Origin of the sequence: Mycolicibacterium sp. lyk4-40-TYG-92, from assembly GCF_030209435.1 — a bacterium.
GTDB lineage: Bacteria > Actinomycetota > Actinomycetes > Mycobacteriales > Mycobacteriaceae > Mycobacterium.
In genome coordinates, this window is record NZ_JARVRX010000002.1 from 117925 (window position 1) to 142613 (window position 24689).

At 66.6% G+C, this 24689-nt stretch carries 22 protein-coding genes and 1 pseudogene; 14 read left to right on the forward strand and 9 right to left on the reverse strand.

The annotated features are described in order from the left end of the window. Window positions 1–123 precede the first annotated feature (123 nt). The 3 genes from QRN63_RS05310 (at window position 124) to QRN63_RS05320 (ending at window position 1878) form a co-directional block, all read left to right on the forward strand. The gene (locus tag QRN63_RS05310) at window positions 124–396 is read left to right on the forward strand and encodes a DUF4235 domain-containing protein (RefSeq protein WP_267319394.1); all 273 of its coding nucleotides are present in this window, start codon (window positions 124–126) and stop codon (window positions 394–396) included. A 217-nt stretch (window positions 397–613) separates the two neighbouring features. Continuing rightward, window positions 614–1183 (forward strand): CsbD family protein, encoded by a 570-nt coding sequence (locus QRN63_RS05315; protein WP_285029821.1) that lies wholly within the window; start codon window positions 614–616, stop codon window positions 1181–1183. Between the two features lie 26 nt (window positions 1184–1209). Beyond that, window positions 1210–1878: an IF2 family translation initiation factor gene (locus QRN63_RS05320; RefSeq protein ID WP_285029823.1), complete on the forward strand. Its 669-nt coding sequence runs from the start codon at window positions 1210–1212 to the stop codon at window positions 1876–1878. A 90-nt stretch (window positions 1879–1968) separates the two neighbouring features. Here QRN63_RS05320 and QRN63_RS05325 read toward each other — a convergent pair whose 3' ends face one another. Further along, window positions 1969–3738: a hypothetical protein gene (locus QRN63_RS05325; RefSeq protein ID WP_285029824.1), complete on the reverse strand. Its 1770-nt coding sequence runs from the start codon at window positions 3736–3738 to the stop codon at window positions 1969–1971. Window positions 3739–4110: 372 nt separating this feature from the next. Here QRN63_RS05325 and QRN63_RS05330 point away from each other — a divergent pair, with 372 nt between their 5' ends. The 3 genes from QRN63_RS05330 (at window position 4111) to poxB (ending at window position 7236) form a co-directional block, all read left to right on the forward strand. Beyond that, window positions 4111–4602 carry an SRPBCC family protein gene (locus QRN63_RS05330; protein WP_285029825.1) on the forward strand — a complete coding sequence of 164 codons (492 nt, stop codon included), beginning with the start codon at window positions 4111–4113 and terminating at the stop codon, window positions 4600–4602. A gap of 142 nt (window positions 4603–4744) precedes the next feature. Continuing rightward, a complete protein-coding gene (locus QRN63_RS05335) occupies window positions 4745–5395 on the forward strand; it encodes a hypothetical protein (RefSeq protein ID WP_285029827.1) in 651 nt (216 codons plus the stop codon). A 104-nt stretch (window positions 5396–5499) separates the two neighbouring features. Continuing rightward, the gene (poxB, locus tag QRN63_RS05340; RefSeq protein ID WP_267319388.1) at window positions 5500–7236 is read left to right on the forward strand and encodes a ubiquinone-dependent pyruvate dehydrogenase; all 1737 of its coding nucleotides are present in this window, start codon (window positions 5500–5502) and stop codon (window positions 7234–7236) included. Window positions 7237–7240: 4 nt separating this feature from the next. Here the strand turns inward: poxB and QRN63_RS05345 are convergent, their stop codons facing one another. Continuing rightward, window positions 7241–8365 carry a HAMP domain-containing sensor histidine kinase gene (locus QRN63_RS05345; protein WP_285029829.1) on the reverse strand — a complete coding sequence of 375 codons (1125 nt, stop codon included), beginning with the start codon at window positions 8363–8365 and terminating at the stop codon, window positions 7241–7243. Then, complete coding sequence (locus QRN63_RS05350) at window positions 8365–9099, reverse strand: winged helix-turn-helix domain-containing protein (protein WP_285029831.1); 735 nt, start codon at window positions 9097–9099, stop codon at window positions 8365–8367. The genes QRN63_RS05345 and QRN63_RS05350 overlap by 1 nt, the downstream gene beginning before the upstream one ends. 138 nt (window positions 9100–9237) lie before the next feature. On the opposite strand from QRN63_RS05350, the gene QRN63_RS05355 reads away from it, so the two are divergent. From QRN63_RS05355 to QRN63_RS05365, 3 genes are read left to right on the forward strand one after another with little or no spacing between them, the layout of a single operon-like run. After that, window positions 9238–9537: a hypothetical protein gene (locus QRN63_RS05355; RefSeq protein ID WP_267319385.1), complete on the forward strand. Its 300-nt coding sequence runs from the start codon at window positions 9238–9240 to the stop codon at window positions 9535–9537. 47 nt (window positions 9538–9584) lie between these two features. Next, on the forward strand, window positions 9585–10820 hold the full coding sequence (locus tag QRN63_RS05360) for a CaiB/BaiF CoA transferase family protein (protein WP_285029833.1): 1236 nt from the start codon (window positions 9585–9587) through the stop codon (window positions 10818–10820). Then, the gene (locus tag QRN63_RS05365; RefSeq protein ID WP_285029834.1) at window positions 10813–11961 is read left to right on the forward strand and encodes a thiolase family protein; all 1149 of its coding nucleotides are present in this window, start codon (window positions 10813–10815) and stop codon (window positions 11959–11961) included. Before QRN63_RS05360 ends, QRN63_RS05365 begins: the two co-directional genes overlap by 8 nt. Here QRN63_RS05365 and dmpG read toward each other — a convergent pair. From dmpG to QRN63_RS05380, 3 genes are read right to left on the reverse strand one after another with little or no spacing between them, the layout of a single operon-like run. Then, window positions 11958–12965 (reverse strand): 4-hydroxy-2-oxovalerate aldolase, encoded by a 1008-nt coding sequence (gene dmpG, locus QRN63_RS05370; RefSeq protein WP_285029836.1) that lies wholly within the window; start codon window positions 12963–12965, stop codon window positions 11958–11960. The genes QRN63_RS05365 and dmpG overlap by 4 nt on opposite strands. Further along, complete coding sequence (locus QRN63_RS05375; protein ID WP_285029837.1) at window positions 12962–13417, reverse strand: hypothetical protein; 456 nt, start codon at window positions 13415–13417, stop codon at window positions 12962–12964. The genes dmpG and QRN63_RS05375 overlap by 4 nt, the downstream gene beginning before the upstream one ends. Further along, complete coding sequence (locus QRN63_RS05380; protein ID WP_285029839.1) at window positions 13414–14040, reverse strand: TetR/AcrR family transcriptional regulator; 627 nt, start codon at window positions 14038–14040, stop codon at window positions 13414–13416. Before QRN63_RS05380 ends, QRN63_RS05375 begins: the two co-directional genes overlap by 4 nt. A 76-nt stretch (window positions 14041–14116) precedes the next feature. Here QRN63_RS05380 and QRN63_RS05385 point away from each other — a divergent pair, with 76 nt between their 5' ends. The 4 genes from QRN63_RS05385 to QRN63_RS05400 are packed head-to-tail and all read left to right on the forward strand — an operon-like array spanning window position 14117 to window position 18525. After that, window positions 14117–15631, forward strand: coding sequence for a bifunctional 3-(3-hydroxy-phenyl)propionate/3-hydroxycinnamic acid hydroxylase (locus tag QRN63_RS05385; protein ID WP_285029841.1), 1515 nt, complete (start codon window positions 14117–14119; stop codon window positions 15629–15631). Next, window positions 15628–16497, forward strand: coding sequence for an alpha/beta fold hydrolase (locus QRN63_RS05390; RefSeq protein ID WP_285029843.1), 870 nt, complete (start codon window positions 15628–15630; stop codon window positions 16495–16497). The genes QRN63_RS05385 and QRN63_RS05390 overlap by 4 nt, the downstream gene beginning before the upstream one ends. Further along, window positions 16494–17477 (forward strand): VOC family protein, encoded by a 984-nt coding sequence (locus QRN63_RS05395; RefSeq protein ID WP_502888090.1) that lies wholly within the window; start codon window positions 16494–16496, stop codon window positions 17475–17477. Before QRN63_RS05390 ends, QRN63_RS05395 begins: the two co-directional genes overlap by 4 nt. Window positions 17478–17496: 19 nt before the next feature. Next, window positions 17497–18525 carry an amidohydrolase family protein gene (locus QRN63_RS05400; protein WP_285029844.1) on the forward strand — a complete coding sequence of 343 codons (1029 nt, stop codon included), beginning with the start codon at window positions 17497–17499 and terminating at the stop codon, window positions 18523–18525. Window positions 18526–18745: 220 nt separating this feature from the next. Here QRN63_RS05400 and QRN63_RS05405 read toward each other — a convergent pair whose 3' ends face one another. Both QRN63_RS05405 and QRN63_RS05410 read right to left on the reverse strand, forming a co-directional pair. Then, window positions 18746–20047, reverse strand: a complete 1302-nt coding sequence (locus QRN63_RS05405) for an acyl-CoA dehydrogenase family protein (protein WP_285029845.1) — start codon at window positions 20045–20047, stop codon at window positions 18746–18748. Between the two features lie 90 nt (window positions 20048–20137). Beyond that, a pseudogene (locus QRN63_RS05410) lies at window positions 20138–20756 on the reverse strand (hypothetical protein). 194 nt (window positions 20757–20950) lie between these two features. Here QRN63_RS05410 and QRN63_RS05415 point away from each other — a divergent pair. Beyond that, complete coding sequence (locus QRN63_RS05415; protein ID WP_285029847.1) at window positions 20951–23800, forward strand: MMPL/RND family transporter; 2850 nt, start codon at window positions 20951–20953, stop codon at window positions 23798–23800. Between the two features lie 237 nt (window positions 23801–24037). Here the strand turns inward: QRN63_RS05415 and QRN63_RS05420 are convergent, their stop codons facing one another. Beyond that, window positions 24038–24673, reverse strand: coding sequence for a TetR/AcrR family transcriptional regulator (locus QRN63_RS05420; protein ID WP_285029848.1), 636 nt, complete (start codon window positions 24671–24673; stop codon window positions 24038–24040). Window positions 24674–24689: the final 16 nt, after the last annotated feature.

The following is a 24689-nucleotide window of genomic DNA, read 5'->3' on the forward strand; positions in this document are numbered from 1 at the left end:
GTTCCGTCCCTCTTTGTTTTCGGCTGCCGCTGAGGCATTTTGGGCGATTGGCTGGGTCGCAGCCGGGGTAACTCTCAGCCACGCCTCGGATCAGGCGGGTCCGTCAGACATGCAAGGAGAACGATGAGCTCGATATCGAAGTCGCTGTATCTGCCGTTGTCGGCTGCGTTCAGCGTCGTGGGCGGCCTCGTGGCCGGCAAAATCTTCAGTGTGGTGTGGGAACGGATCGACGATTCCGGGGATGGACCCCCGGACCCCAGAGATTTGAACCGCTCGGGCGCGCAGGCACTGTTTGCCGCAGGTGTGCAGGGCCTCGTCTTCGGCCTGGTCAAAGCGGCCGTAGATCGCGCAGGGGCGCGCAGCTACCGCGCCGTGGCACACGAGAATCCGGTATAGAGGGCGACGCCTGAGCGCCGATCGGCGGCACCCCGTTGGTGGGCGGCGTGGCCGACTTGGGTTGCGCCACTTTCCCAGCCGGCGTTGGATTGACCGAAATCACAGGTGCCGGATCATGGTCCGTCAGCGCCGGCCCGTCCCTGCTCAGCGCGCTGCGCGGCCTCCTGAGGGAACTCGACTTCGACGGCACGGTGTTTGAAGGACATGCAAAACGAGCATGGCAGAGGTCATGGGTGAACATGAAAAAGCCGACGAGGCACGTAAAGGCCTGATCGATTCGATCAAGGGCAAGGCGAAGGAGATCGCCGGCGCCGTGACCGGTAACGATTCATTGACCGCCGAAGGGCAGCTTGAGCAGGCCGAGGCGCGAGCGCGCAGGGAAGCCAACACGACCGAGGCGGTCGCAGACGCCGAATCCGAGTCCGCCGCCGACCTGTTGTCTTCGGCACGTCATCAGGCAGCGGGCGCGCGGGGCGTCGTGCGGACCGCCACTGAAGCCGCGGAGCAGGCGGCGCAGAAGCAGCAGGCGGCCCAGGTTCAGCAAGCGGCGCAGGCAGCACGGCACCGCGCTGCCGAGGAGCACGTCCGTGCCAGCGTCGACGAGCAGCGCGAGGAACGCCAGGCGGACATCCAGGAGGCGGTCAACACCGCGGCAGCCAGCAGGGAGGCCGGCGAAGCGATCGCCGAGCATCGCGCCGCGCTGGGAGAAGCTGCCGAAGAGCAAGCCGAGGCCCGGCGTCTTCGTGAACGCGCCGAGACCCTCACCAACCAAGCCAATCTGCCCTGAGAGACGTTGAGAATCAAGGAGATATCGTGACTGTCATTGAATTGCCGTTACAGGTGTTGCGACTGCAATACCGCCTGGCCCGGTTTCCCCTGCAGTTCATCGAGGATCGGTGGATCGCCCGCATGGACGCCGAGGCACCGGCTCGCCTGATCTATGAGCGGTCGCTCGGTGGGCTGGACGCTGCCGTCGGCGGGTTGCTGGGCGATTCCACTGTGCGAAAGCGGGGCGCGGTGCTGGCCCGGCGAAGCGAGGTTCGCGGCGAAGCCGCCGTGCGGAGCATGGCCGCTGCCCGGCAGCGGCAGCAGGCTGGTGCCCAGCTGGAGGACTCGCTGGAAGCGGCTGCCGACGTCCGTGATGAAGCAATCGCAGCCAAGCAGGACGCGGCGGCCGATGCGCGCGAGCGCGCGCAGCAGCGTAAGCGTCAGGCGGCGGAGGAAGCCGACAAGCGCATCGCCGAGGCCGGCAAAGCAAGTCGGGCCGAGGCGGACCGAAAGCGCGACGCCGCCGAAGCCGCCGAACGGCAACGACTGCAACGGATCAACAAGGCGGAAGAGAAGTCGGTGGCGGCGGCCAAAGCGGCGCTCGAGGACGCGCAAGACAAGCGTGCCGCCGCGGCAGCCAAACGCGAACAGGCCGAGCAAGCTGAAGTACTTGCCGACGCAGAGAAGCGGAACCGGCGGACAGGCAGCGCCTGATACACCCTCACGGCCCGCAGCATCGCGCCCGTGGCTTCATCGGCGGTAGGCCGCCGATGAAGCCACGGGCGAAACCGGTTTCCGGACAGGCTATTTGCCGCCGCCGTGGCCCCCGCTACCACCGCGACTGCCTGCGCCATGACCATCTCCGGTTCCGTGACTGCCCGATCCCGACTTCTCCGATGAGTGCTTCGAGCCGTCACTGTCGTGAGAGTTGCTGCCGCCCTTGTTCTCTCCGGCGCCGGCCTGGCCGCTGCCGTTGTCGCTGCCGGCCTCGCCGGAATCAGTGGGCTTGCGGTGTTTTCCGCCCTTGTCCGGCTTCTTTTCGGTGCCGGTCGGGTCTGACCCCGTCTTGTCGGTGCCGGTCGTATCCGAACCGGCCTTGTCGGCGCCGGTCTTGCTCTTGTCGTTCGAGCCCGTCTTGCCCGGCTTCGAGCCGGCAGCGGTGTTGGGTGCCGATGACGCCGTCGTCGGATTGCTGACCTTGATCAAGTTGGTCTGAATCTTCGGCACACTCGTGGCCGCGAGGGGCGCCGCTGCCGCCGGGACGAGTCCGCCAAGGCTGGAGACGAATTGACCTGCTTGCGAGACGATTTCATGCACTGTGTTGGCGAGGGCACCGCCCAGCGCATTCGGTAGATTCGTGGTGAGCAGCCCAGCGAGAACTTGTGGGGCGAGCGTGTAGGGCAGGCCGGCCACCAGTGGTATCACCACGGGCACCGCAACGGCGAGCGGCAGGTTCACCGCGTAGGCCACGTCATTCGCCACCATGGACACCGCGGACGACACCACGTTGCCCAGGCCACCGATCAGATCCTGCGGTGCTGAGACCGCCGGGCTGATCGAGGGTGTCACCGCTGCAGCGGTTTGCAGCTTCGGCGCGCCCGCGGCGGCCAGCGGCGCTGCCGCGGCAGGCAGGAGGCTGCCGAGCCCACCTACGAGGCTGGAGATGAATTGCGTTGTCGTGCTGACGAATCCGTTGATTCCGGCTTCGGTGAACCATCGGATGTAGTTGGGGATATAACTGGTCAGCAGATTGAAAAGCAGGGGTGGATTGAAGACGGCCGCAGGTCCGTAGAACAACAGAGTCGCAGCTGTCTGAACTCCGATCTGCAGTGGAATGCTCGCCAGGTAGGCCCCGTCATTCCACACGGTGCTCAGCGCGCTGGTCAAAAGGCCACCCAGGCCGCCGATCAAATCCTGCGGCGACGCAGCCGCCGGAGCGACCGCCGGCGTCAGTGCGGCATTGGTCGCCGCCGCATTGGGAAACACGTTGCCGGGCAAGGGCAAGGGGATCCCGAGTTTCTCCAACAAGGTCACTGCCGCCGGAAACAGGGCGGTGGCCGGAGCGCTGAAGTCGTACAGCGAAGCAAGGATCAGGTCGTAGAAGTTGAAGCCCGTGAGCCCACCTCCGGAGAAGGCCGTGGGAGGGAAGGCCGCATTCTTGAAGTACTCCTGCAGCGCGGCCTCCACCGCCGGCGCCACCGGTGTCGCGGCAAGCGGCGACAGCAAGGTGGCGGCAGCGTTCGTGACCACCGGCGCCGCCGCGGTATCGAGCGCATAGAGCGCGCTGTCAGCAGCCACCAGTGGCTGCGCCATGAGATAGGCCAGGTTGTTGATCCACTGTCCGTTGCCGAGGATGGATGTGGGCAGCGCCAGCAGCCCCTGGATCAGCGAGATCGGGTCCGAACCCGCTGTCAGGTTCACCTGCCTCGTGATTTCTGGCAGGTGGGTCGCGACGGTCTTGGCCTGCGGACTGGCCGCGAGGACGCCCGCGCTTACGACGGCGGCGCTAGCCAGTAGGGCAATTGCCGCCTGCTGTGGATTTGCTGTGGATTTTCTGGCATGTGTAGTCGGCATGATCTGGTCCCCGCTTCCGTGATCGTTAATGCCAGCGGCCACAACACAATCTGCAACAGGCGCACCAACCCTGCCCATGTTGTCATGGTCGCCAACGATTGAACCCCGGGGATAAAATACCTCCAGTATGTTTGCTGGGTCAATGGGTATTTAGCTACTGAAATTAGCTGCGTGCAGACTGTCTGGCTGCTGGACCAGTGCCTCGCAACGTTGCGCTCACCGCTTGCGCCCAGCGGAGTTCCCGGGTCGGGAGGCGGTGTCGATCTCCGCGGCGTCTCGGCAGCCGCCCGAACCGGGTGTGCCCGCGGCGCGCTCAAAGCCCGCATCTGCCGTCGACGGGTTTAGCTTGCTCGCCACCGGCTAACCCCAGGCATGCCGGCTTGCAACATATTCGACGACGCACCGACCGTTCGGCGGGACAGCACCGCGACCCGACAAGCGGTGTGGGACGTCATCGCCGACGGTTGGACCTACTCCCAGTGGGTGGTGGGTAACAGTCGCATGCGCGCGGTCGACGCCAATTGGCCGGCCGCCGGGAGCCGAATACAGCACTCGATAGGGGTGTGGCCGTTCCTTGTGGACGACGTGACCGAAGTGCTGGAGTGCCGTGTGCTGGAGGAGTTGGTGCTCCTGGCCAAAGCGAGACCGTTCGGCAGGGCGCGCATCTCATTACGTTTGTCGGATACGCCCGGCGGCGGCTGCCGTATCGCGATGGCAGAGGAGGCCGTCGGCGCACCGATGGGCTGGATTCCGAATCAGCTGACGATGGCCGCTGTCATCCCGCGGAACCGGGAATGCGTTTGGCGGCTCTCCGCAATCGCCGAACGCCGGACAACCACCGGCGATAAGGCCGCCTCTGGTTAGCCGTACTGGCGACCCATAGCTCGCACCGCAATGGAAGTGGACGCTCTCCCGCCTTCCTCGACAACACAGGCGCCGCGCAATCAGGCCGTGTGCGCGGTGTCTGCCGCCGAACAACGCGCGGCGCCCATGTGAGAATCGGGATATGGGGAGTGTGGGGGGACGTAGCCCGATCGGCAGAGTGCTCGGGTTGGTGTTCGGGTTCGCGGTGTTGGCGCTGCTGGCGTCGGTGATGTTCGGCTCGGTGAACGACCCGAGCGTATCGATCCGGTCCGGTGAGGTGGTGACACCGACCGAAGGCCGCAGCATTGTGTATCTCGAAAAGGGCCAATCGAACATCCATTGCACGGCAACGACTTCCGACGGCAACACGCAGTCGCTGGTGCCGTTCACCGGCGCGCACCCCGAGAGGCGATTCGGCCCGCGCAAACGCATCTGGCGATCCGGTGGAAAGGACTACCGGGCTGTCGGCGAGCTGCCGCTCGACCGCGGTCCCGTGACCGTGCGGTGCCCGGGAGCGGATCGGATGTGGGTGAGCGCGCCGAAAGGCTGGTCCTGGGAGTATGTCGTCCTGGTTCCGGCGTTGGTGGTGTGCGTCGTCATCATGGCGGTCGTCCTGTGGCGTCGCCGCGGCAAGCGGAACGGTGGCGGGCAGGGGCCGACGTACCCCACGCCACCGCAACAGGGGTACCCCGGTTACCCGGCGCCGGGCTACCCGCCCCAGGGATATCCGGGCTACCCGGCGTCCGGGTATCCCAACCAGGGCTACCCGCCGCATCCTGACTACCCACGCTAGGTCGCCGACGGTACCGGCCGTGCGCCGACGACATTGCGAAGCCCCGCGCGACTCGCCGCGGTGTGTTAGCTTCCGCTGAACCAAGCGCGCGCAGGGGGTGCCTGATGACAACAGTGGCGGACCACCTTATTTCCGCACTGAAAATCAGTGGTGTACAAAGAATTTACGGTCTGCCCGGCGACAGCCTGAACGGGTTCACCGACGCCATCCGGAGAGCCGGTGACATCGCGTGGGAACACGTCCGGCACGAGGAGTCGGCGGCGTTCGCGGCGGCTGCTGATGCGGCGCTGACCGGTCAGCTGGCGGTGTGCGCAGGCAGCTGTGGTCCCGGCAACCTGCATCTGATCAATGGCTTGTTCGACGCCCAGCGCAGCCGTGTCCCCGTACTCGCCATCGCCGCGCACATCCCGGCCGCCGAGATCGGTTCGCAGTACTTCCAAGAGACCAATCCGACCGCGCTGTTCCGCGACTGCAGCGTGTACTGCGAACTGGTCACCGCAGCCGAGAACGCACCGCGCATCTTCGAGATGGCGATGCGGGCCGCCGTGGAGGAGAACGGCGTCGCGGTGGTCGTCGTCCCTGGCGAGATCTTCCTGCACCGCGCAGAGGTGTCGCAGTGGCTGACCCGGGCGATCACCGCCACCCGGTCGGTGCTGCGCCCCGACGACGAATCGCTGCGCCGGGCCGCAGACATCCTCAACAACGCCGAGGCCGTCACGATCCTCGGCGGTGCGGGCGCCGCCGGCTGTCACGACGAGCTGATCGCGTTGGCCGCCACGCTCAACGCGCCGATCGTCCACGCCTTGCGCGGCAAGGAATTCATCGAATACGACAACCCCTACGACGTCGGCTTGACCGGGCTGCTGGGCTTCCCTTCCGGCTACAAGGCCATCAAGGAAGCCGAGGTCCTGCTGATGCTCGGCACCGACTTCCCGTACCGCCAGTTCTACCCGGACCACGCCACCGTCATCCAGGTCGACGTGCGCGGGCGCAACCTGGGGCGCCGCACCCCGGTGGACGTCCCGCTCCTGGGCACCGTCAGGGATACGGTGGCCGCGCTCATGCCGCGGCTGCGACCCAAAACCGAACGGGCACATCTGGATCGAGCCCTGAGGCACTACCGCCGGACCCGGCAGTCCCTGGACTCCCTGGCGGTCAACGACCGCGACCGCACCCCGATCCGTCCGGAATATGTCGCCGGGCTGGCGGATCGGCTCGCGGCCGACGACGCGGTGTTCACCGTCGACGTCGGCTCGCCGGTGGTGTGGGCGGCCCGCTATCTGACGATGAACGGCCGGCGCCGCATGATCGGCTCGTTCAACCACGGCACCATGGCGTGCGCGCTGCCGCTCGCGATCGGCGCACAGACGGCGTTCCGGGACCGCCAGATCGTGGCGTTCGCCGGCGACGGCGGCCTGGCGATGCTGTTCGGTGAACTCATCACGCTGATTCAGAATCGATTACCGGTCAAGGTCATCGTCTTCAACAACTCGTCGTTGAACTTCGTCGAGCTGGAGATGAAAGCCGCCGGCATCGTCAACTTCGGCACCGAGCTGGTCAACCCTGATTTCGGGGCAGTGGCCCAGGCCATGGGCATCTTTGGGCGGCGGGTGGAACACCCCGGTGACCTGGAGCAGGCGCTCACCGAGGCGTTCGCGTATCCGGGGCCGGCGGTGGTCGACGTCCATACCGCGCGCCAGGAGCTGTCCATCCCGCCGACGATCACCGCCGAGCAGGCAAAGGGATTCTCGCTCTTCGCTATTCGCACCATCCTGGCCGGGCGTGGTGAGGAGCTGCTGGATTTGATCACCACGAACGTGGCACGCCGGATCCTGGACTGAGCGCTCAGAGTTGTGCCGCCGCGCGGCTGGGTAAGTCCACGGTGAACGTCGCGCCGCTGCCGACACCGGCGCTGGTCGCCATGATGCGGCCGTGGTGGGCGTCGACCAGGGCCTTGGCGATCGCCAGCCCGATGCCGGAGCCGCCGTGCGCCCGGTCGCGCGCCGAGTCGGCCCGGTAGAACCGCTCGAACAGCCGCGGCAGATGCTCGGCGGCGATGCCGTCGCCGTCGTCGGACACCTGGATCCGCACGGAACCACCAATATTCGTCGCCGCGACTCGCACCGTGCCGCCGGCTGCGGTGTGCCGTAGCGCATTGGTCAGCAGGTTGGCCAGTACCTGGTCGAGTCGTTGGGGATCGGCCCACAGGTCGGGCAACCCCGGGGTGATATCGGACGTCAGCGCAACGCCTTTGGCGCGGTACGGCGCCGCGAAGGCATCGACCGCTGCGGCGATCAGCGTCGCGGGCGCGACGGACTGCGTATCGACCAGCGTCATGTCCCGCTCGGCGTCGGACAGCGCCCGGACGTCCGAGCTGAGCCGCGCGAGCCGGCGGGTCTGATCGCGCAGCACGCCGATGGTGGTCGCGTCGAGGGGGTGAATGCCGTCTTCGATCGACTCGAGGTACGCGTCGATGACGGAGACGGGCGTGCGGAGTTCGTGCGCCAGGTCGGCCAGCAGCTGGCGCCGGGTGGTCTCGACCGAACCGAGCTGCTCGGCCATGGTGTTGAAAGCGTCTGCGATGGAGTCGAATTCGGTGCCGAGATGCGGCGGTGAGACACGGATGTCGTAGTTCCCATCGGCGACGGCGGTGGCAGCGGCGGCAAGTTCGGCCGTCGAGCGATGCATCCGCCGGCTCAGATACCAGCTCAGTGCGAGCGCCGTCGTCGCCGCCACGGCGAGCGACATGCCCACCGAGACCGCGGTCGCTTGTCGGAAGACGTGTTCGTAGGGATGCGGACCGGTCCGCCCGGGGACCAGGACGTCTTGCATCACCTTGCGGAACATCGGCGGACCGATGATGAGGGCGACCGTCGTCGTGGTGGCGATGGCGGCGACCACCACAACCGCGTTGGTGACGAGTAGCCGGCTGCGGATTCCGTGCTTGCTGCGCGGATGGTTCTGGGCCATCAGCCTTCTCCCATCCGATATCCGACGCCGCGCACCGTCGTGACGTAGCGCGGCTCGGCCGAGTTGTCGCCCAGCTTCCGGCGCAGGTGGCCGACATGGACGTCGACGACGTTGTCGTTGCCGAACCACGACTCGCCCCAGACCGCTTCGAGCAACTGATGGCGCGTCCACACCTGTCGCGGACGCGACGACAGCGCCGCCAGCACATCGAACTCGGTACGGGTCAGCATGACCGGTGCGCCGCCGAGCAGCGTCTGCCGGCTGTCGGTATCGATGTGCAGCTCCCCGAACACGCGGGGCGGCGTCCCCGTCTCCGGGACCGATTCGGGGGCACGCCGGGGCCGCCGCAACATGGCCCGGATCCGGGCCACCACCTCGCGGGGACTGAACGGCTTGGTGACGTAGTCGTCCGCACCGACCGACAGCCCGACGATGGTGTCGATCTCGGTATCGCGGGCCGTCAGCATCACGACGTACGCGTCGGAGAACACCCGGAGCTGTCGGCACACCTCGATGCCGTCGAGTCCTGGTAGCCCGATATCGAGGATCACGACATCGGGGTCGAGTTCACGGGCGGCGACGAGTGCCGACGGGCCGTCGGCCGCGACGCGTACTTCGAATTGCTCGCGCCTGAGGTAGCTGGCCACGACATCAGCCAGCGCCGCCTCGTCGTCGACGACCAGCGCGCGCAGGATCGGCGTGGGTTCAGTGCCGTTCACCTGCTCATAGTGCACCCGTGAGATGACGAGGTCGACCAGATGACGTGGTCAGCGCCGCGTTCTTTAACGAATCTTCATCGTTCCTCCGGGGAACCCTTGTCGGCCGATTCGAGGCTGGAAGCCGTCAGAAACCCACCTTGAAGGGACACCGAAATGATCAGCAAGATCGCCTTCTTCTCCACCGCTGCCGCGGCACTGGCTGCTGCCACATTTACCGCCGCCGGTCCGGCGCAGGCCGCCAGTGCGTCCGGCAACAACGGCGCGGACGTCGTGTCCACGCTGCGCAGCGAGGGCTACAACGTGCAGGTCGACGGGGCGCCGAGCGCTCCGCTGTCAGCCTGCACGGTGACGGACGTGCACGGGTTGCCGAATCCTGCGGACCCGACCCAGCGCGCGGACACCCGCATGATCAACAACGTCTACGTCGACGTGACCTGTGCGTCCGACTCCTGAGTGGGGCCGCAGCGTGCCGACCAGCGGCGGCATGGTTATGTGAGGGTGTGACCGAAGCGTCGTCGCTGCCGCTGACCGGGATCACCGTCGTCGCGATGGAGCAGGCGGTGTCCGCGCCGATGTGCACGCGTGTGCTGGCCGACTTCGGCGCGCGCGTGATCAAAGTTGAGAATCCCCAGGGCGGCGACTTCGCCCGTGACTACGACGACGTGGTGCTCGGCCAGGCGGCCCACTTCGTCTGGGCCAACCGGGGCAAGCAGTCGATCACGCTGAACCTCAAGTCCGACAAGGGCATTGCAGTACTGCACCGGCTGCTCGACCGAGCTGACGCGTTCGTCTCCAATCTGGCGCCCGGTGCCACGGCGCGATTGGGGCTGTCACCGGAGGACCTCGGCAGACAACACCCTCAGGTGATCCCCGTCGAGATCGACGGCTACGGGCCGGGCGGCCCCCTGTCCCAGAAGCGCGCCTACGACCTGCTGGTGCAAGCCGAGTCCGGGTCCTGCGCGGCCACCGGTTTTCCGGGGATGCCGGCCAAGCCGGGCCCGCCCGTCGCCGATATCTCCACCGGTCTGTACTCGGCACTGTCCATCATGGCGCTGCTGTTGGGCCGGGCCCGCGGGGTGTCGACGGGTGCGGCACCGTCGGTCGCCGTCAGCCTGTTCGACACCATGACCGACATCATGGGTTACCCGCTGACGTACACCCAGCATTCGGGAGTGAACCAGCAGCCGCTCGGGATGGCTTCACCGGCCGTCGCACCGTACGGCGCCTTCGCGACCCGCGACGGCCAGACCGTGGTGCTCGGCACCACCAACGACCGGGAATGGCAGCGCCTGGCCCGGGACATCATCGCCCGGCCGGACCTCGCCGACGATGCCCGCTTCGCGAGCAATTCGGATCGCTGCGCGCACCGCGACGAACTTCACGCCGCCATCGGATCCTGGTGCGCAGAGCGCGAACTCGACGATATCCAGCGGATCGCTGACGCCGCCGGCATCGGCAATTCGCGGTACAACCTGCCCAGTGAGGTGCTGGCGCATCCGCACCTCAAGGCCCGCGACCGGTGGCGTCAGGTCAGCACACCGAACGGCCCCATCGAGGCGCTGTTGCCGCCGCCGGTGATCAGCGGCCTCGAGCTGAACATGGGGGCAATCCCCGGACTGGGCGAGCACACAGATGTGATACTCGGCGAATTGGGTTACCGCGCTGACGATATCGCCGGCCTGCGGGCCGCCGGTGCCATCGGCGACGTCTACGAATCAGGGAGCGACCATGCGTGAAGTCGTCATCGTCGAGGCCGTGCGGACCGCCGTAGGCAAGCGCAACGGGGGACTGGCCGGCCAGCATGCCGCCGACCTGTCCGCGGTGGTCTTGAACGAACTGATGGAGCGGTCCGGAGTGGCCCCGGAACTCGTCGACGACGTGGTGTGGGGCTGCGTCTCGCAGGTCGGCGACCAGTCAAGCAATATCGCCCGCTGGTCGGTGCTCGCTGCCGGGTGGCCCGAGTCGATCCCGGGAACGACGGTCAACCGGGCCTGCGGATCGTCGCAGCAGGCATTGGATTTCGCGGTGCAGGCGGTGATGTCCGGTCATCAGGACATCGTGGTGGCCGGCGGCGTCGAGGTGATGAGCCGGGTGCCGCTCGGCGCGGCGCGTCAGACCGGAGAGCCGTACGGGCCGAAAGCACTTGCCCGGTATGACGGTTTCGGCTTCAACCAGGGCATCTCGGCGGAGATGATCGCGCAGAAGTGGGGTCTGTCGCGGGCCCGGCTGGACGAGTACTCCGCGCGGTCGCACGAACTCGCCGCGACCGCACAGGATTCGGGTGCGTTCGTCACGCAGATCGTGCCGGTGTTCACCGACGACGGGGGTGTGGTGCACGAGGACGAGGGCATCCGGCGGGGGACGACCGTCGAGAAGCTGGGCGGCCTCAAACCGGCATTCCAGGAGGACGGCGTGATCCACGCCGGCAACTCCTCACAGATTTCCGATGGTGCGGCAGCACTTTTGGTGATGACGCTCGAGAACGCGCTGCAGCTCGGCCTCACCCCGCTGGTGCGGTATGTCGGCGGCGCGGTGACAGGTGCCGACCCGGTCCTGATGCTGACGGGCCCGATCCCGGCCACCGAGAAGGTGCTGCGCAAGACCGGCGTACGAATCGACGAGATCGGCGTCTTCGAGGTGAATGAGGCGTTCGCCCCGGTGCCGCTGGCCTGGCTCGCCGACACCGGCGCCGACGAGGCCGCACTGAATCCGCTGGGTGGCGCGATCGCACTGGGTCATCCGCTCGGCGCGTCCGGCGCGGTGCTGATGACCCGGATGATCAACCACATGCGGGACAACGGAATTCGCTACGGCCTGCAGACCATGTGTGAGGGCGGCGGCACCGCCAACGCGACGCTGGTGGAGCTGGTCGCTTAGGCGTTTTCCGCGCTGGTGAGGTCCAGCGCGATGTCGACCAGCATGTCTTCCTGACCGCCGACGAGCCCCCGCCGCCCAGCTTCTTCCAGCAGCGTGCGGGCGTCGACATCGAAGCGTTCGGCGGCAATCTCCGCGTGCCGCAGAAAGCTTGAGTACACCCCCGCATAGCCGAGTGTCAGGGTCTCCCGGTCGACCCGGACGGCCCGTTCCTGCAGCGGTCGCACCAGGTCGTCGGCGGCATCCTGCAACGCATGCAGATCGCAGCCGTGCTCCCAGCCCAGCTTGTTGGACACCGCGATGAACACCTCCAGCGGCGCGTTGCCGGCTCCCGCGCCCATGCCGGTCAACGAGGCGTCGACCCGGTTGGCGCCGTGCTCGACGGCAGTCAACGAGTTGGCCACCCCCAGCGAAAGATTGTGGTGCGCGTGAATGCCGATTTCTGTTGTCGGGTCGAGGGTCTGGCGCACGGCGTCGACCCGGTCGGCGACGTCGCGCATGGTCATCGCGCCACCGGAGTCCACGACGTAGACGCACGTCGCGCCGTACCCCTCCATGAGCTTTGCCTGCGCGGCGAGAGTCGTCGGTGTGGCGAGGTGGCTCATCATCAGGAAGCCGACGGGGTCCATTCCCAGCTCGCGGGCCGCGGTGAGGTGATGCGCGGAGACGTCGGCCTCGGTGCAGTGGGTACCGACTCGGACGACGCCGACGCCGGCGCGATGAGCGTCGCGCAACTGGCGCACGGTGCCGATCCCGGGGAGGATCAGCGTCGCGATGCGGGCGCGCGACACCGCGGAGGCGACGGCGGAGATCCACTCCAGGTCGGTGTGCGCGCCGAAGCCGTACACGCAGCTCGACCCGCCCAGCCCGTCGCCGTGCGCGACCTCGATGGAGGCGACGCCCGCCGTATCGAGCGCAGTCGCGATGGCGACGGCCTGCGCGATGGTGTACTGGTGGCGTACCGCGTGCATGCCGTCGCGCAGGGTGACGTCGCTGATGTAGATCATGCTGGTACTCCGGCATTTTCAGTGCTGACCTCGACTAGCGCGGTGACCTTGGTGCCCGCGAAGGTGCCGATTTCCGGGATGTGTATCGGGCCGATGCTCTCGAACTGCACGGCTTGCTTGAGCCGGAAGCCCGGCACCTCAGCGCTGATCCGGTTCACCGCGGTCTGGATGTCTCGTTCGATGGCGCGGTGGTCGGGCGCACCGTCGACCAGACAGTAGACGGTGTTCCGCATCGATGGGGAGGGGCTGAGCAGCGAAATGACCTTCGCATGCCGGGCGCCCGCGGTCTGCACTGCGGCACAAGCGGTTTCGATGAGATGGTCGACGCCGGCCCGGATATCCGGGCCGGCGGAGCGCGCCGGAATCGACGACACGATCTCGGCGTAGGTCACGGCTCCCGATTTCGCGACGGCGGCGACGATCGGCGCGGTGGCCCCGGCGGTCACGGTCATTGTGCGTCCTCGGCGAGCATCCGCATCGCGTTGTCGTAGATGGCATTGGCATGCATCTCGAACAACTCCAGCAGGTCCACCGAGTCGCCCCCGAGTTCCTTGGCGATGAACAGCCCGTCGGCACCGGCAATGGAGTAGTTCACCAGCAGCCGGACCTGGGCGTCGGTGAGTCCTGGGGCCAATTCGCCGAGGGCCCCGGTGAGCGAATCGGCGGCTTGCGCGCGCGCTTGCAGGAACCGCGCGCGGGCGCTCGGTTCGACCGGCCGGCGCTCCAGTGCGAGCATCAGGCCGAGGCGCAGGAAGTCGGGGTTGTCGAGCAGCCCTTTTGCGAGCTGCTTGGCCAGGCCGATGACGCGTTCCCGTGGCTCGCCGTCAGCGGGCAGTTCCCAGACGCGCAACCAGGTCTCGAAGCTGCGGTCGATCACCGCGGCCAGCAGGTCGTCCTTGTCCTTGAAGTGCCAGTAGATGGAACTGGCGGGGAGGCCACACTTCTTGCTGACCAGCCCGATGCTGGTGCCCTCGTAACCACGTTCAGAGGCGATCTCGTTGGCGGCGTCCAGGATTCGCGCACGGGACTGTTCGCCGTCGGCGCGCTTGCGCCGGGACTTGGGCGCTTCGGTCATTTTCGCTCCCCACTATTGACTCTGTAACGATCACTACATTACCGTATTGATCACTACAGAACAAGTGGAGGCCGCAATGAGCAGTGAAGACACCTACGACGTCGCCGTCATCGGGTATGGCCCCACGGGCGCCACGGCGGCCAACCTGCTGGGCCAACTCGGCCTGAAGGTCCTCGTGATCGAACGTGACCCGGACATCTACAGCCGGGCGCGGGCGATCTCGACCGACGAGGAAGTGCTGCGGGTCTGGCAGTCGGTGGGCCTGGCCGAGCGGCTCCAGCGCGACATGTTGCCGGACCGTCCGGTCGCGTTCGTCGACGCCGACGGGCGCCCGTTCATCGAAACCGTGATCTACGGCCGGGGCTGCGGCCATCCGTCGCAGCAGTTCCTGTACCAGCCGGCGGTCGACTCGGTGCTCCGCGAAGGGGTCGCGCGCTTCGACAACGTCGAGGTGCTGCTCGAACACGAATGCCTGCGGGTGACCAACCGGGCCGACGACGTCGAGCTGCTGCTCGCGGACCTGCGCGCCGACACATTCAAGCGGATGACGGCCCGTTACGTCATCGCCTCGGACGGTGGCTCGTCGGCGACCCGCGGCGTGCTCGGCATCGGGTACAGCGGCCGCACCTATGCCGAGCGCTGGGTCGTCATCGACACCAAGGTGCTCAAGGAATGGGATGCCCACGACCGCTTACGGTTTCACTGCAACCCCGCGCGACCGACCGTCGACTGTCCGACCCCGCTGGGTCATCACCGGTGGGAGTACCCCGCGAGGGGATGCGAGGACGAGAAGCACCTCACCAGCGACGAGGCGGTCTGGAAAGTGTTGCGGGAGCAGGGCGTCACACCCGATCACGTCGAAATACTGCGTGCCGTTGTCTACAGCCACCATGTGCGGGTAGCCGACCGCTGGCGCGTCGGCCGGGTGTTCCTGGCCGGCGATGCCGCGCATGCGATGCCGCCGTGGATCGGACAGGGCATGTCCGCCGGTGTCCGCGATGCCGCCAATCTCTGCTGGAAACTCGCCGCGGTGCTGCGCGGCCAAGCGCCCGACACGCTGCTGGATTCGTATGCCGCAGAACGCAAACCGCACGTCACAGAGGTCACCCGCCGCGCGGTGCTGGTGGGGCGGATCATCACCGAGCGGCGGCCCTGGCTGGCCGCCATCCGCAACCACGTCGTGCGGGCGCTGACCCGGATTCCCGGCGCCAATGCCGCGGGTCAGAAGTTCTGGTGGATTCCTGACGCTCGCTACGATGACGGCTTCTTCGCGGCAGCGCATCTGGCAGTGGGCTGGCAGATTCCGCAACCCACAGTGGACGGTGTGCCGCTCGACGATCTGCTCGGTGGGCGCTGGACCGTGCTGCATACCGGACCCGCCCCGATCGGGGTGGCGGCCTGGACCGCGGCCGGCGCGTCGACCCTGCAGATCACCGAACCGAGCCTGGTGCGGTGGCTGCGCGACCGCAAGGCCGATGCCATCGTGCTGCGGCCCGACGGATTCGTCTACGCCGCAACCTCATCCGGGCAGCGACTTCCGGCCCCGCCTGCCGGACTGAACCTCACCACCTTGACAGGAGCATCCGCATGACCACCACACTCACCGAGCACACCGTCACCGTCGGCGGCCGGCAGATCTTTGTCGCCGAGGCGGGTTCGGGCCCCGCAGTGATGTTGCTGCACGGTGGCGGCCCCGGCGCCTCCGGCGTGACCAACTACTCCCGCAACATCGATGCCCTCGCCAGGCACTACCGCGTCCTCGTCCCAGATATGCCCGGCTACGGGCGTTCGTCAAAGGGTATCGACAAGTCTGATCCCTTCGGCTGCCTGGCGGACGCCATGCGGGGATTGCTCGACGAATTGAGCATCAGCACGGCAGATCTGATCGGCAACTCGTACGGCGGAGCCGCGGCGCTGCGCTTCGCGCTGGATACCCCGGGCCGGGTCGGCAAGCTGGTGCTGATGGGGCCCGGCGGTATCGGCACCACGCGCGGCCTGCCGACCGCCGGTCTAAACAGTCTGCTGGCGTACTACGGCGGCAGCGGTCCCAGCCGTGAGAAGCTGGCCGAGTTCATTCGTAATTACCTCGTCTACGAAGGTGATTCGGTGCCCGATGAGTTGATCGATCTGCGCTATGCCGCATCGATCGACCCCGAGGTGGTGGCCGACCCGCCGCTGAGTCGCCCGTCGGGCCTGTTCGCCCTCCGGACGCTGTGGCGCATGGACCTGACGCGTGACTCGCGGCTGCCCTCGCTGCAGACGCCGACCCTGATCCTGTGGGGGCGCGATGACAAAGTGAACCGGCCGTCGGGCGGACCGATGCTGCAGAACATCATGCCCAACGCCGAACTGGTCATCACGAGCCGCACGGGACACTGGATGCAGTGGGAACGCGCCGACCTCTTCAATCAACTGGTCGACGAATTCCTCTCGGACAATTCGGTATTCCGGCCGTGAGCGTCTTCGGCAAGGTGTCGCTCGGCTATCTGGTGGTCGAGTCGGAACGGTTCGCCGACTGGCGCCGGTTCGGGCGCGACGCGATCGGCATGCACCTCGACGACCTCGACGCCGATGCCCTGCGCTTCCGGCTGGACGAACAACAATGCCGGTTCCTACTGCGGCGCGGACCGGCCGAGGACGTCACCACGCTGGGCTGGCGGGTCGACGACCACGAAACATTCGACGAGATCGTCGGCCGGGTGCACCGGTGCGGTGTGCCCGTCACCGCCGGCACCGACGAGGAGGCCGCGCTGCGCGGGGTCGAGCGCCTGGTACGCATTCCCGGTCCCAACGGGCTGGCGCAGGAGCTGTACACCCGGGCGCACATCGACGGACAATTATCTGTGGCTGGAAAGGGCTTCGTCACGGGCGAGTTCGGACTCGGGCACGTCGCTGTCACCAGCACCAGGCCGCATCAGATGCGCGGTTACTACAACACGTTGTTCGACGCCCGGCTCAGCGACTTCATCGACGAAACCATGAGCGGGGTCAAGGTGAAGATCCGGTTCCTGCGCGTCAACAGACGCCACCACTCGGTGGCCATCGCGGCGGTGAATCGGCTGCCCATCAACCCGATTCGGACCCGCGTGCAACACCTCAACATTCAGGTCGCCGAATTGGACGACCTGACCGACAGCTACCAGCGCGTGCGGGCACTGGGTTTCGGCATGGCCCTGGGAGTCGGTCAGCACACCAACGACAGGGAGCTGTCGTTCTATGCCGTGACGCCCTCAGGTTTCGAATGGGAAGTGGGGTGGAATCCGCTGGTTGTCGACGAATCGACCTGGAAGCCAACGACGCACCAGGGCATCAGCATCTGGGGTCACGAGATGCAGGCCGGCGTCGACAGGCTCGAACAGTTCACCACGGCAGTCAGGTCATTACTGCACCGCGAAGACACCGTTCCCGCGCTGGCAGGCGCCGGAATTCTCGACTGACTCACCGAAGGAGACCATCATGAACCGTATCGATACCCACCACCACATGATCCCGCCGGAGTACCGAAAGGTGTTGGACAAGGCCGGCATTGCCGACGCCGGCGGCCGGGCGGTGCCGGACTGGACCGCCGACGCGTCCTTGGACGCGATGGCCAAACTCGGTGTCGCCACCGCGATTCTGTCGGTCTCTGCTCCGGGCACAACCATGTTCCCGGCCGCTGCTGACGCGGCGGCATTGGCCCGTGACCTCAACGACTACAGCGCGGAACTTGTTGCAGCTCAATCGGACCGGTTCGGGTTCTTCGCCACCCTGCCGATGCCGCATCTGGACCATGCGGTCACCGAGGCCGTGCGCGCACTCGACGAACTAGGTGCCGACGGCGTCTTTCTGCTCGCCAACAGCGCGGGGACCTACGTCGGTGCGCAGGGGCAGGACGCGTTGTTCGCGGAGCTCGACAAGCGTTCGGCCGTGGTGTTCATCCACCCCGCCGAGCTCCCGGGGCCCACTATCGACGGCGTGCTACCGTTCGCCGTCGACTTCCTGCTGGACACCAGCCGGGCGGCGTACCTACTGGTGCGCAACGGCATTCGGCGGCGCTATCCGAATATCCGGTTCATCCTCAGCCATGCCGGTGGCTTTGTCCCGTATGCGTCCTACCGCATGGCCATGGGCATCACCAGTGATGTCGGCGGCAGCCCGGCCGATCACCTCGACGACTTCGCGAGCTTCTACTTCGACACCGCGCTGTCGTCGACGCCCGCCGCGTTGCCGTCGCTGCTGGCCTTCGCCAAACCTGGTCACGTGACGTTCGGGTCGGATTTCCCGTTCGCGCCGGTCGAGGTGAGCCAGCTGTACGCGGCAGGGCTGGAGACGTACGGAGGATTGGACGACGCTGGGCGGCGCGAGATCGACCGCACCAATGCGCTGGCACTGTTTCCACGCCTCGGCACCGCACCGGCTCCGGTCGCGACGTCGGTGGTCGAGCAGGCGCAGCACGCCGCGAGCCGCGCGGTGATGCGGGGTGTCACCCGGTTGCTGGCGCGGTAGGCCGCCGCCTGGCGCCGGCGAACCTGGCTGTGCATGCACTTCGGCCTGGGGTCGTCATCATGCGCTGACATCGTCAACGCATGATGACAATGTCATCCGATGCTGACGGGTCTGAATCGCAAGTGCTGCAGGAGAGCTCGACACGCCGAAGCGATGCGATCAGGCAGCGGTCAGCGTGTCGGTGAACAGCACGGCGAGCATGACCGCGGCGGTCGGCCGGCTAAAGGTTTCCGACTTCGAGTTCGAGATACTCCGCGAACTTCGCCTGTGCCGCTTCACGTTTGCCGGGTAGCCACTCGGTCGGCCACAGCTCGTCGGTACCGCTGTAGTCCCGCAGCACCTGCTTGGCGACCGTGACCTTGTGGACCTCGGTCGGTCCGTCGGCCAGCCCCATCACGGCGGCGCCGGCGACCATGCCGAGGAACGGCACCTCATTGGTGACACCGAGGGCGCCGTGCACTTGCATTGCGCGCCAGGCGATGTCGTGCAACACCGTCGGCATCACCACCTTGACGGCGGCGATGTCCTTGCGGACCAACTTGTAGTCGTTGTACTTGTCGATCTTCCACGCCGTGTGCAGCACGAACAGCCGGAACTGCTGCAGCTGCGCCCACGAGTCGGCGATGTAGCCCTGCACGGCCTGCTTGTCGGCGAGCAGGCTGCCGGCGGTGTGCCGGGACAGCGCGCGCTCGCACATCATGTCGAGGGCTTTCTGGGCCAGTCCGATGGTGCGCATCGCGTGGTGGATCCGGCCGCCGCCCAGGCGTGTCTGCGCGATGACGAACGCCTGCCCCTCGCCGCCGAGGACGGCCGAATTCGGCACGCGCACATTGTCGTAATGGATCAGGGCGTGCGAGCCGTGGCCGTCGGCTTCCCCGTAGATCGCCGAGTTGCGGATGATGTTGACGCCCGGCGTGTTGGTCGGCACCAGGAACATCGACATCCCCTGGTAGGGACTGACGTCGGGGTTGGTCACCACCATGACGATCAGGAACGTGGACGTCGATGCGTTGGACGAGAAGAACTTGTAGCCGTTGATCACCCAGTCGTCGCCGTCGCGGACCGCGGAGGTCGTGAACTGCGTGGGATCGGCGCCGCCCTGCGGCTCGGTCATCGAGTAGCAGGAGAAGACCTCGCCGTTGAGCAGCGGCCGCAGGTACTGCTCTTTCTGCTCCGGGGTGCCGTAGTGCGCGATGATCTCCGCATTACCGGTGTCGGGTGCCTGACAGCCGAAGATGATGGGCGCCCACTGCGACCGGCCCAGAATCTCGTTGAGCAACGCCAGCTTCAGCTGCCCGTAGCCCCGCCCGCCGAGTTCGGGGCCGAGGTGCGTGGCCCACAAGCCTTTTGCGCGCACCTGCTCCTTCAGCGGATCGACGACGCGGCGCCGCGTCTCGTCGAGCGCGGTGTACTGCAGGTGCGGCCAGATGAGGTCGAGCGGCTCGACCTCGTCGCGCACGAAGGCGTCGGCCCAGTCGAGGAGTTCCTGGAACTCCGGATCGGTCTCGAAATCCCAAGCCATGCGGCCTCCTTCAGTTGAACCCCGCCGCCAGACGAACACCCGTCTGTCGTTTGTAACGCACCAGCAAGGGTTTGGGAATGGCTAGCGCGGCTAATCGACCGACAGCGAGTAGGTGTTGCCGAGGTTGTCCTGCGTGACGTGAGCGTCCTCGGTGGTGGTGTCGATGCTCAGCGGGCTGCTCAGTGTCGACGTCCGAAAACTCCAGCCGTCCGGCAGCTGCAGCCGCTCACCCAGCGTCGGCAGGTCCGCCAGCGACAGCGTCGGGTCGACCGTCTGGCTCCAGGACTGCATGACCCACCGCTGCCCGTGCGGGTCGACCAGTTCGAAGACCGGCCGCCCGGCGCCGAACACGAACACCGTGCGGCGGTTGACCTTGTTCACGCTGTAGGGCGCGGGGGTTCATCGACGACAGTTCCACCGTCGCCTGCTGCCGCATCTCGATGCCGCCGAACGTCTTCTTCTCGCCGACGTCCTCGCGGGTTTTCACGATCTCGCTCATCAGCCAGTAGCGCGGGCCGTTGAGCAAAGCGGCCGTGACGCCGTTCTCGGCCGCGAGGGCCTGCGGCTCGAGCGCAGCCCAGGCATCGAGCGGGCAGTCGTTCAGCGGGAAGGTGTTGAACACCGCGACCCGCGGGCCCGTCGGCGTCTGCGAGACCAGCAGGACCTCGCCGTAGCGCTTGCCGAAGGTGTCGGCCGGAGAATTGTCCATCCCGTCAACGCTACGGTCCGAAAGGGGCGTAAAGCCCCCGATTTGTCCCATTTCGCGGGAGGTAGAGGGCATTTTGCGTGGTTGGTATGGCTAAAAGTTTGGTGGGCTAGGTATATTTCGCCCGACAGTGAATGTGTAACGCCGCCGAGCTCCATCTCCATGGACCTACCGGGCCTGATGGAAGGGTGCCCCGAGTGAGTGCCACCAACACCGAGCGATCCAAGATCGGTCACCTGATCTGGGTGCTCGCGGTACCCATCGTGATCGGCTGGTTCGCGGTCAACGTCGCCACGAACACGCTGGTCCCGCCGCTGGAGAAGGTCGGTGAAGCGCACACCGTCGGGCTCAGCGCCAAGGACGGCCCGGCGATGATCGCGATGAAGCAGATCGGTGCGAACTTCCAGGAGTTCGACTCCGACAGCAACGCGATGATCGTCCTCGAGGGCGACCAACCGCTCGGTGCCGAGGCACACCATTACTACGACGGCCTCGTCGCGAAACTGACGGCCAACACCGCGCACGTCGAGCATGTCGCGGACTTCTGGAGTGACCCGCTCACCGCCGTCGGCTCACAGAGCGCCGACGGCAAGGCCGCATACGTCCAGGTCTACCTCCATGGCAACCAGGGGGAGACGAAGGCCAACGACTCGGTCGCCTCGGTCCGGCAGATCGTCGCCGACTCCAAGCCGCCGGCCGGCCTCCATGTGTACGTCACCGGCGGCGCCCCGCTGGTGTCGGACCAGCACCACGCCGGCGACAAGAGCGTCACCAAAGTCACGATCATCACGCTGGTGGTGATCGCCGTGATGCTGCTGGTCGTCTACCGGTCGATCATGACGATGATCCTGACCCTGCTGATGGTGTTCCTCGAGCTCGGCGCCGCCCGCGGCGTCGTCGCGTTCCTGGCCGACGCCAACATCATCGGTCTCTCGACGTTCGCGGTGAACCTGCTGACCCTGATGGTGATCGCCGCGGGCACCGACTACGCCATCTTCGCCATCGGCCGCTACCAGGAAGCGCGCGGCGACGGAGAAGACCGCGTGCAGTCCTACGACACGATGTTCCGCGGCACTGCGCACGTGGTGCTGGGCTCCGGTTTGACGATCGCCGGCGCCATGCTCTGCCTGAGCTTCACCCGGCTGCCGTACTTCCAGACCATGGGCGTGCCCTGCGCGATCGGCACCCTGGTCGCCGTCCTCGCAGCGCTGACGCTCGGGCCGGCCGTCATCAAGATCGGTAGCCGGTTCGGGCGCTTCGAGCCCAAGCGTGCGATCCAGTCCCGCGGCTGGCGTCGGGTCGGTGTCCTGGTCGTGCGCTGGCCCGGGCCGGTGCTCGTCGCGACGCTGGCGCTCGCCCTCGTCGGACTGGTGACGCTGCCGGGCTACAAGACGAACTACGACGCCCGCCGCTACGTGTCGGCCGACCTGACCGCCAACGTCGGATATGCCGCCGCGGAACGGCATTTCAGCGCATCGCGGATGAACCCCGAGCTGCTGATGGTGCAGAGCGACCACGACCTGCGGAACTCGGCCGACTTCCTGGTGATCAACAAGATCGCCCGGGCCATCGTGCACACCCCGGGCGTCGCGCGGGTGCAGACGATCACCCGGCCCGATGGAAAACCCATCAAGCACACGACGATTCCGTTCATCATGGGCATGCAGGCCGTCACGTCGAAGATGACGGAGAAGTACCAGCTGGACTCGATGGCCAACATGCTGCAGCAGGCCAACGACATGCAGGTCAGCATCGACACGATGACCAAGATGCAGGCCATCACCACGCAGATGGCGGCCACCACGCACGACATGTCGATGAAGACGGCGAACATGGCGCTCGACGTCGCCGACTTGCGGGACCACATCTCCGATTTCGATGACTTCCTGCGGCCGATCCGGAATTACCTGTACTGGGAACCGCACTGCTACGACATCCCCGTCTGCTTCTCCATGCGGTCGGTGTTCGACACCCTCGACGGCGTCGACCTCATGACCGACGACATCCAGACGCTCGTCCCGGATCTGATGAAGATGGACAAGCTGACGGCCGAGATGGTCACGGTGATGCCGCCTCAGATCGAGGTCATGAAGAACATGAAGCAGTACATGCTGTCCATGTACCAGACCCAGAAGGGTCAGGTGGATCAGCGCGCTGCTTCGTCGGACAACGCCGCGGCCATGGGTGAGGCATTCGACAACTCGCTGAACGACGAATCGTTCTACCTGCCACCGGAAGCCTTCGACAACAAGGACTTCAAGCGCGGCATGAAGAACTTCATCTCGCCGGACGGCAAGTCGGTCCGCTTCATCATTCAGCACGAAGGCGACCCGGCGACGCCCGACGGCATCGCGCACGTCGACCCGATCAAGCAGGCCGCCAAAGAAGCCATCAAGGGCACCCCGCTGGAGGGTTCCAAGATCTACCTGGCCGGTACCGCCGCCACCTACAAGGACATGCACGACGGCGCGCAGTACGACCTGATGATCGCCGGAATCGCCGCGGTGTCACTGATTTTCATCATCATGCTGCTCATCACGCGAAGCATGGTCGCGGCGGCCGTGATCGTCGGCACCGTGCTGCTGTCGCTGGGCGCGTCGTTCGGCATGTCAGTTCTGTTGTGGCAGCACCTCCTTGGCCTCGAGTTGCACTGGATGGTGCTGCCCATGTCGGTCATCCTGCTGCTTGCGGTGGGCTCCGACTACAACCTGCTGCTGGTGTCCCGCTTCAAGGAAGAGCTGCCGGGCGGCCTCAAGACCGGCATCATCCGCTCGATGGCGGGTACCGGATCGGTGGTCACCTCGGCGGGTCTGGTGTTCGCGGCCACCATGGCGTCGTTCGCCTTCAGTGACCTGAAGGTCATGGCGCAGGTCGGCACCACCATCGCCCTGGGTCTGCTGTTCGACACCCTGATAGTCCGGTCGTTCATGACCCCGGCCATCGCGGCGCTGCTGGGGCGGTGGTTCTGGTGGCCGAAGCGCGTCCGCCTGGAGGCCTCCGAGCGGCGGCTGGCGGCGATCGGGATTCAGCCGGCGCCGGCCAAGTAGTTGTCCTCTCGCTGACGGGTGGCGGCGCGACTGCTTTGAGTCGAGCCTGGCCAGGGAAGTACGTGCTTTCAATCAGAACGCCCTCGCGGCCACCATGACTGAAGCCAGGTACGTTCTCAGGCCCTCAGAAGTCCCTGAGTTCTAACAACCACTGGCAGCTCACCCCGAGATTGAACTCAGGTACTTCTCCCTCTCTCCGACCGCTGGCGCATGGCGACGAACGGACGGCTCGGACATTCAGTTCGGTGTTCTCGCGCGCACGGGAGATACCTCAGGCTCGCGAGTGGACGTGACGAGCTCGAGCACCATCTGGCGGGCCAGGCCGATGGGCGCAACCGATCGTTCGAGCTTCGACGCGGTGAGGGCGCCGTCGTAGATCAGCTGGATGCGCTGGGCAACGGCGGCGGCGTCGGTCACCTCGGCGTCGCGCAGCAGCTCGCTCAGCAGCCCACGCATCCACAACCGGTGTGCCCGTACCGGTTCGAGGGTGTCGCCCGGGAACTCGGTCGCCGCGTTGGCGTAGAGACAGCCCCGGAACTGGCGCTTGCGCGCCGCGGCGGCCGCGAGATCGAAGAACGACAGCAGCTTTTCCACCGGGTCGTCGATGCCGGAGGCCTTCGATTCCCAGCGGTTGCGATCAGCCTGATCCAATTCGTTCAGGTACGCGATCACCAACGCGTCCTTCGACCCGTACGAGCTGTAGAGGCTGGCCTTCGCAACCCCCGCCTCGCGCAGGATCGTGTCGATGCCGACAGCGCGAATTCCCTGTGCGGCAAAGAGATTCGATGCGGTGTCGAGCAGCCGCTGGGCCGGTCCGCCGGTGTCGGTGCGGGGCGCCGGCCGGTCTGGGCGGCGAGTGCGGGTCGCGCTCATAGCTGCACCATAGCCG

Bases quoted from the DNA above. Each gene is read 5' to 3' on its own strand.
- QRN63_RS05310 (WP_267319394.1), top strand. From the start codon at position 124: ATGAGCTCGATATCGAAGTCGCTGTATCTGCCGTTGTCGGCTGCGTTC.
- QRN63_RS05315 (WP_285029821.1), top strand. From the start codon at position 614: ATGGCAGAGGTCATGGGTGAACATGAAAAAGCCGACGAGGCACGTAAA.
- QRN63_RS05325 (WP_285029824.1), bottom strand. From the start codon at position 3,738: ATGCCGACTACACATGCCAGAAAATCCACAGCAAATCCACAGCAGGCG.
- QRN63_RS05330 (WP_285029825.1), top strand. From the start codon at position 4,111: ATGCCGGCTTGCAACATATTCGACGACGCACCGACCGTTCGGCGGGAC.
- QRN63_RS05335 (WP_285029827.1), top strand. From the start codon at position 4,745: ATGGGGAGTGTGGGGGGACGTAGCCCGATCGGCAGAGTGCTCGGGTTG.
- poxB (WP_267319388.1), top strand. From the start codon at position 5,500: ATGACAACAGTGGCGGACCACCTTATTTCCGCACTGAAAATCAGTGGT.
- QRN63_RS05345 (WP_285029829.1), bottom strand. From the start codon at position 8,365: ATGGCCCAGAACCATCCGCGCAGCAAGCACGGAATCCGCAGCCGGCTA.
- QRN63_RS05355 (WP_267319385.1), top strand. From the start codon at position 9,238: ATGATCAGCAAGATCGCCTTCTTCTCCACCGCTGCCGCGGCACTGGCT.
- QRN63_RS05365 (WP_285029834.1), top strand. From the start codon at position 10,813: ATGCGTGAAGTCGTCATCGTCGAGGCCGTGCGGACCGCCGTAGGCAAG.
- dmpG (WP_285029836.1), bottom strand. From the start codon at position 12,965: ATGATCTACATCAGCGACGTCACCCTGCGCGACGGCATGCACGCGGTA.
- QRN63_RS05375 (WP_285029837.1), bottom strand. From the start codon at position 13,417: ATGACCGTGACCGCCGGGGCCACCGCGCCGATCGTCGCCGCCGTCGCG.
- QRN63_RS05380 (WP_285029839.1), bottom strand. From the start codon at position 14,040: ATGACCGAAGCGCCCAAGTCCCGGCGCAAGCGCGCCGACGGCGAACAG.
- QRN63_RS05385 (WP_285029841.1), top strand. From the start codon at position 14,117: ATGAGCAGTGAAGACACCTACGACGTCGCCGTCATCGGGTATGGCCCC.
- QRN63_RS05390 (WP_285029843.1), top strand. From the start codon at position 15,628: ATGACCACCACACTCACCGAGCACACCGTCACCGTCGGCGGCCGGCAG.
- QRN63_RS05400 (WP_285029844.1), top strand. From the start codon at position 17,497: ATGAACCGTATCGATACCCACCACCACATGATCCCGCCGGAGTACCGA.
- QRN63_RS05405 (WP_285029845.1), bottom strand. From the start codon at position 20,047: ATGGCTTGGGATTTCGAGACCGATCCGGAGTTCCAGGAACTCCTCGAC.
- QRN63_RS05420 (WP_285029848.1), bottom strand. From the start codon at position 24,673: ATGAGCGCGACCCGCACTCGCCGCCCAGACCGGCCGGCGCCCCGCACC.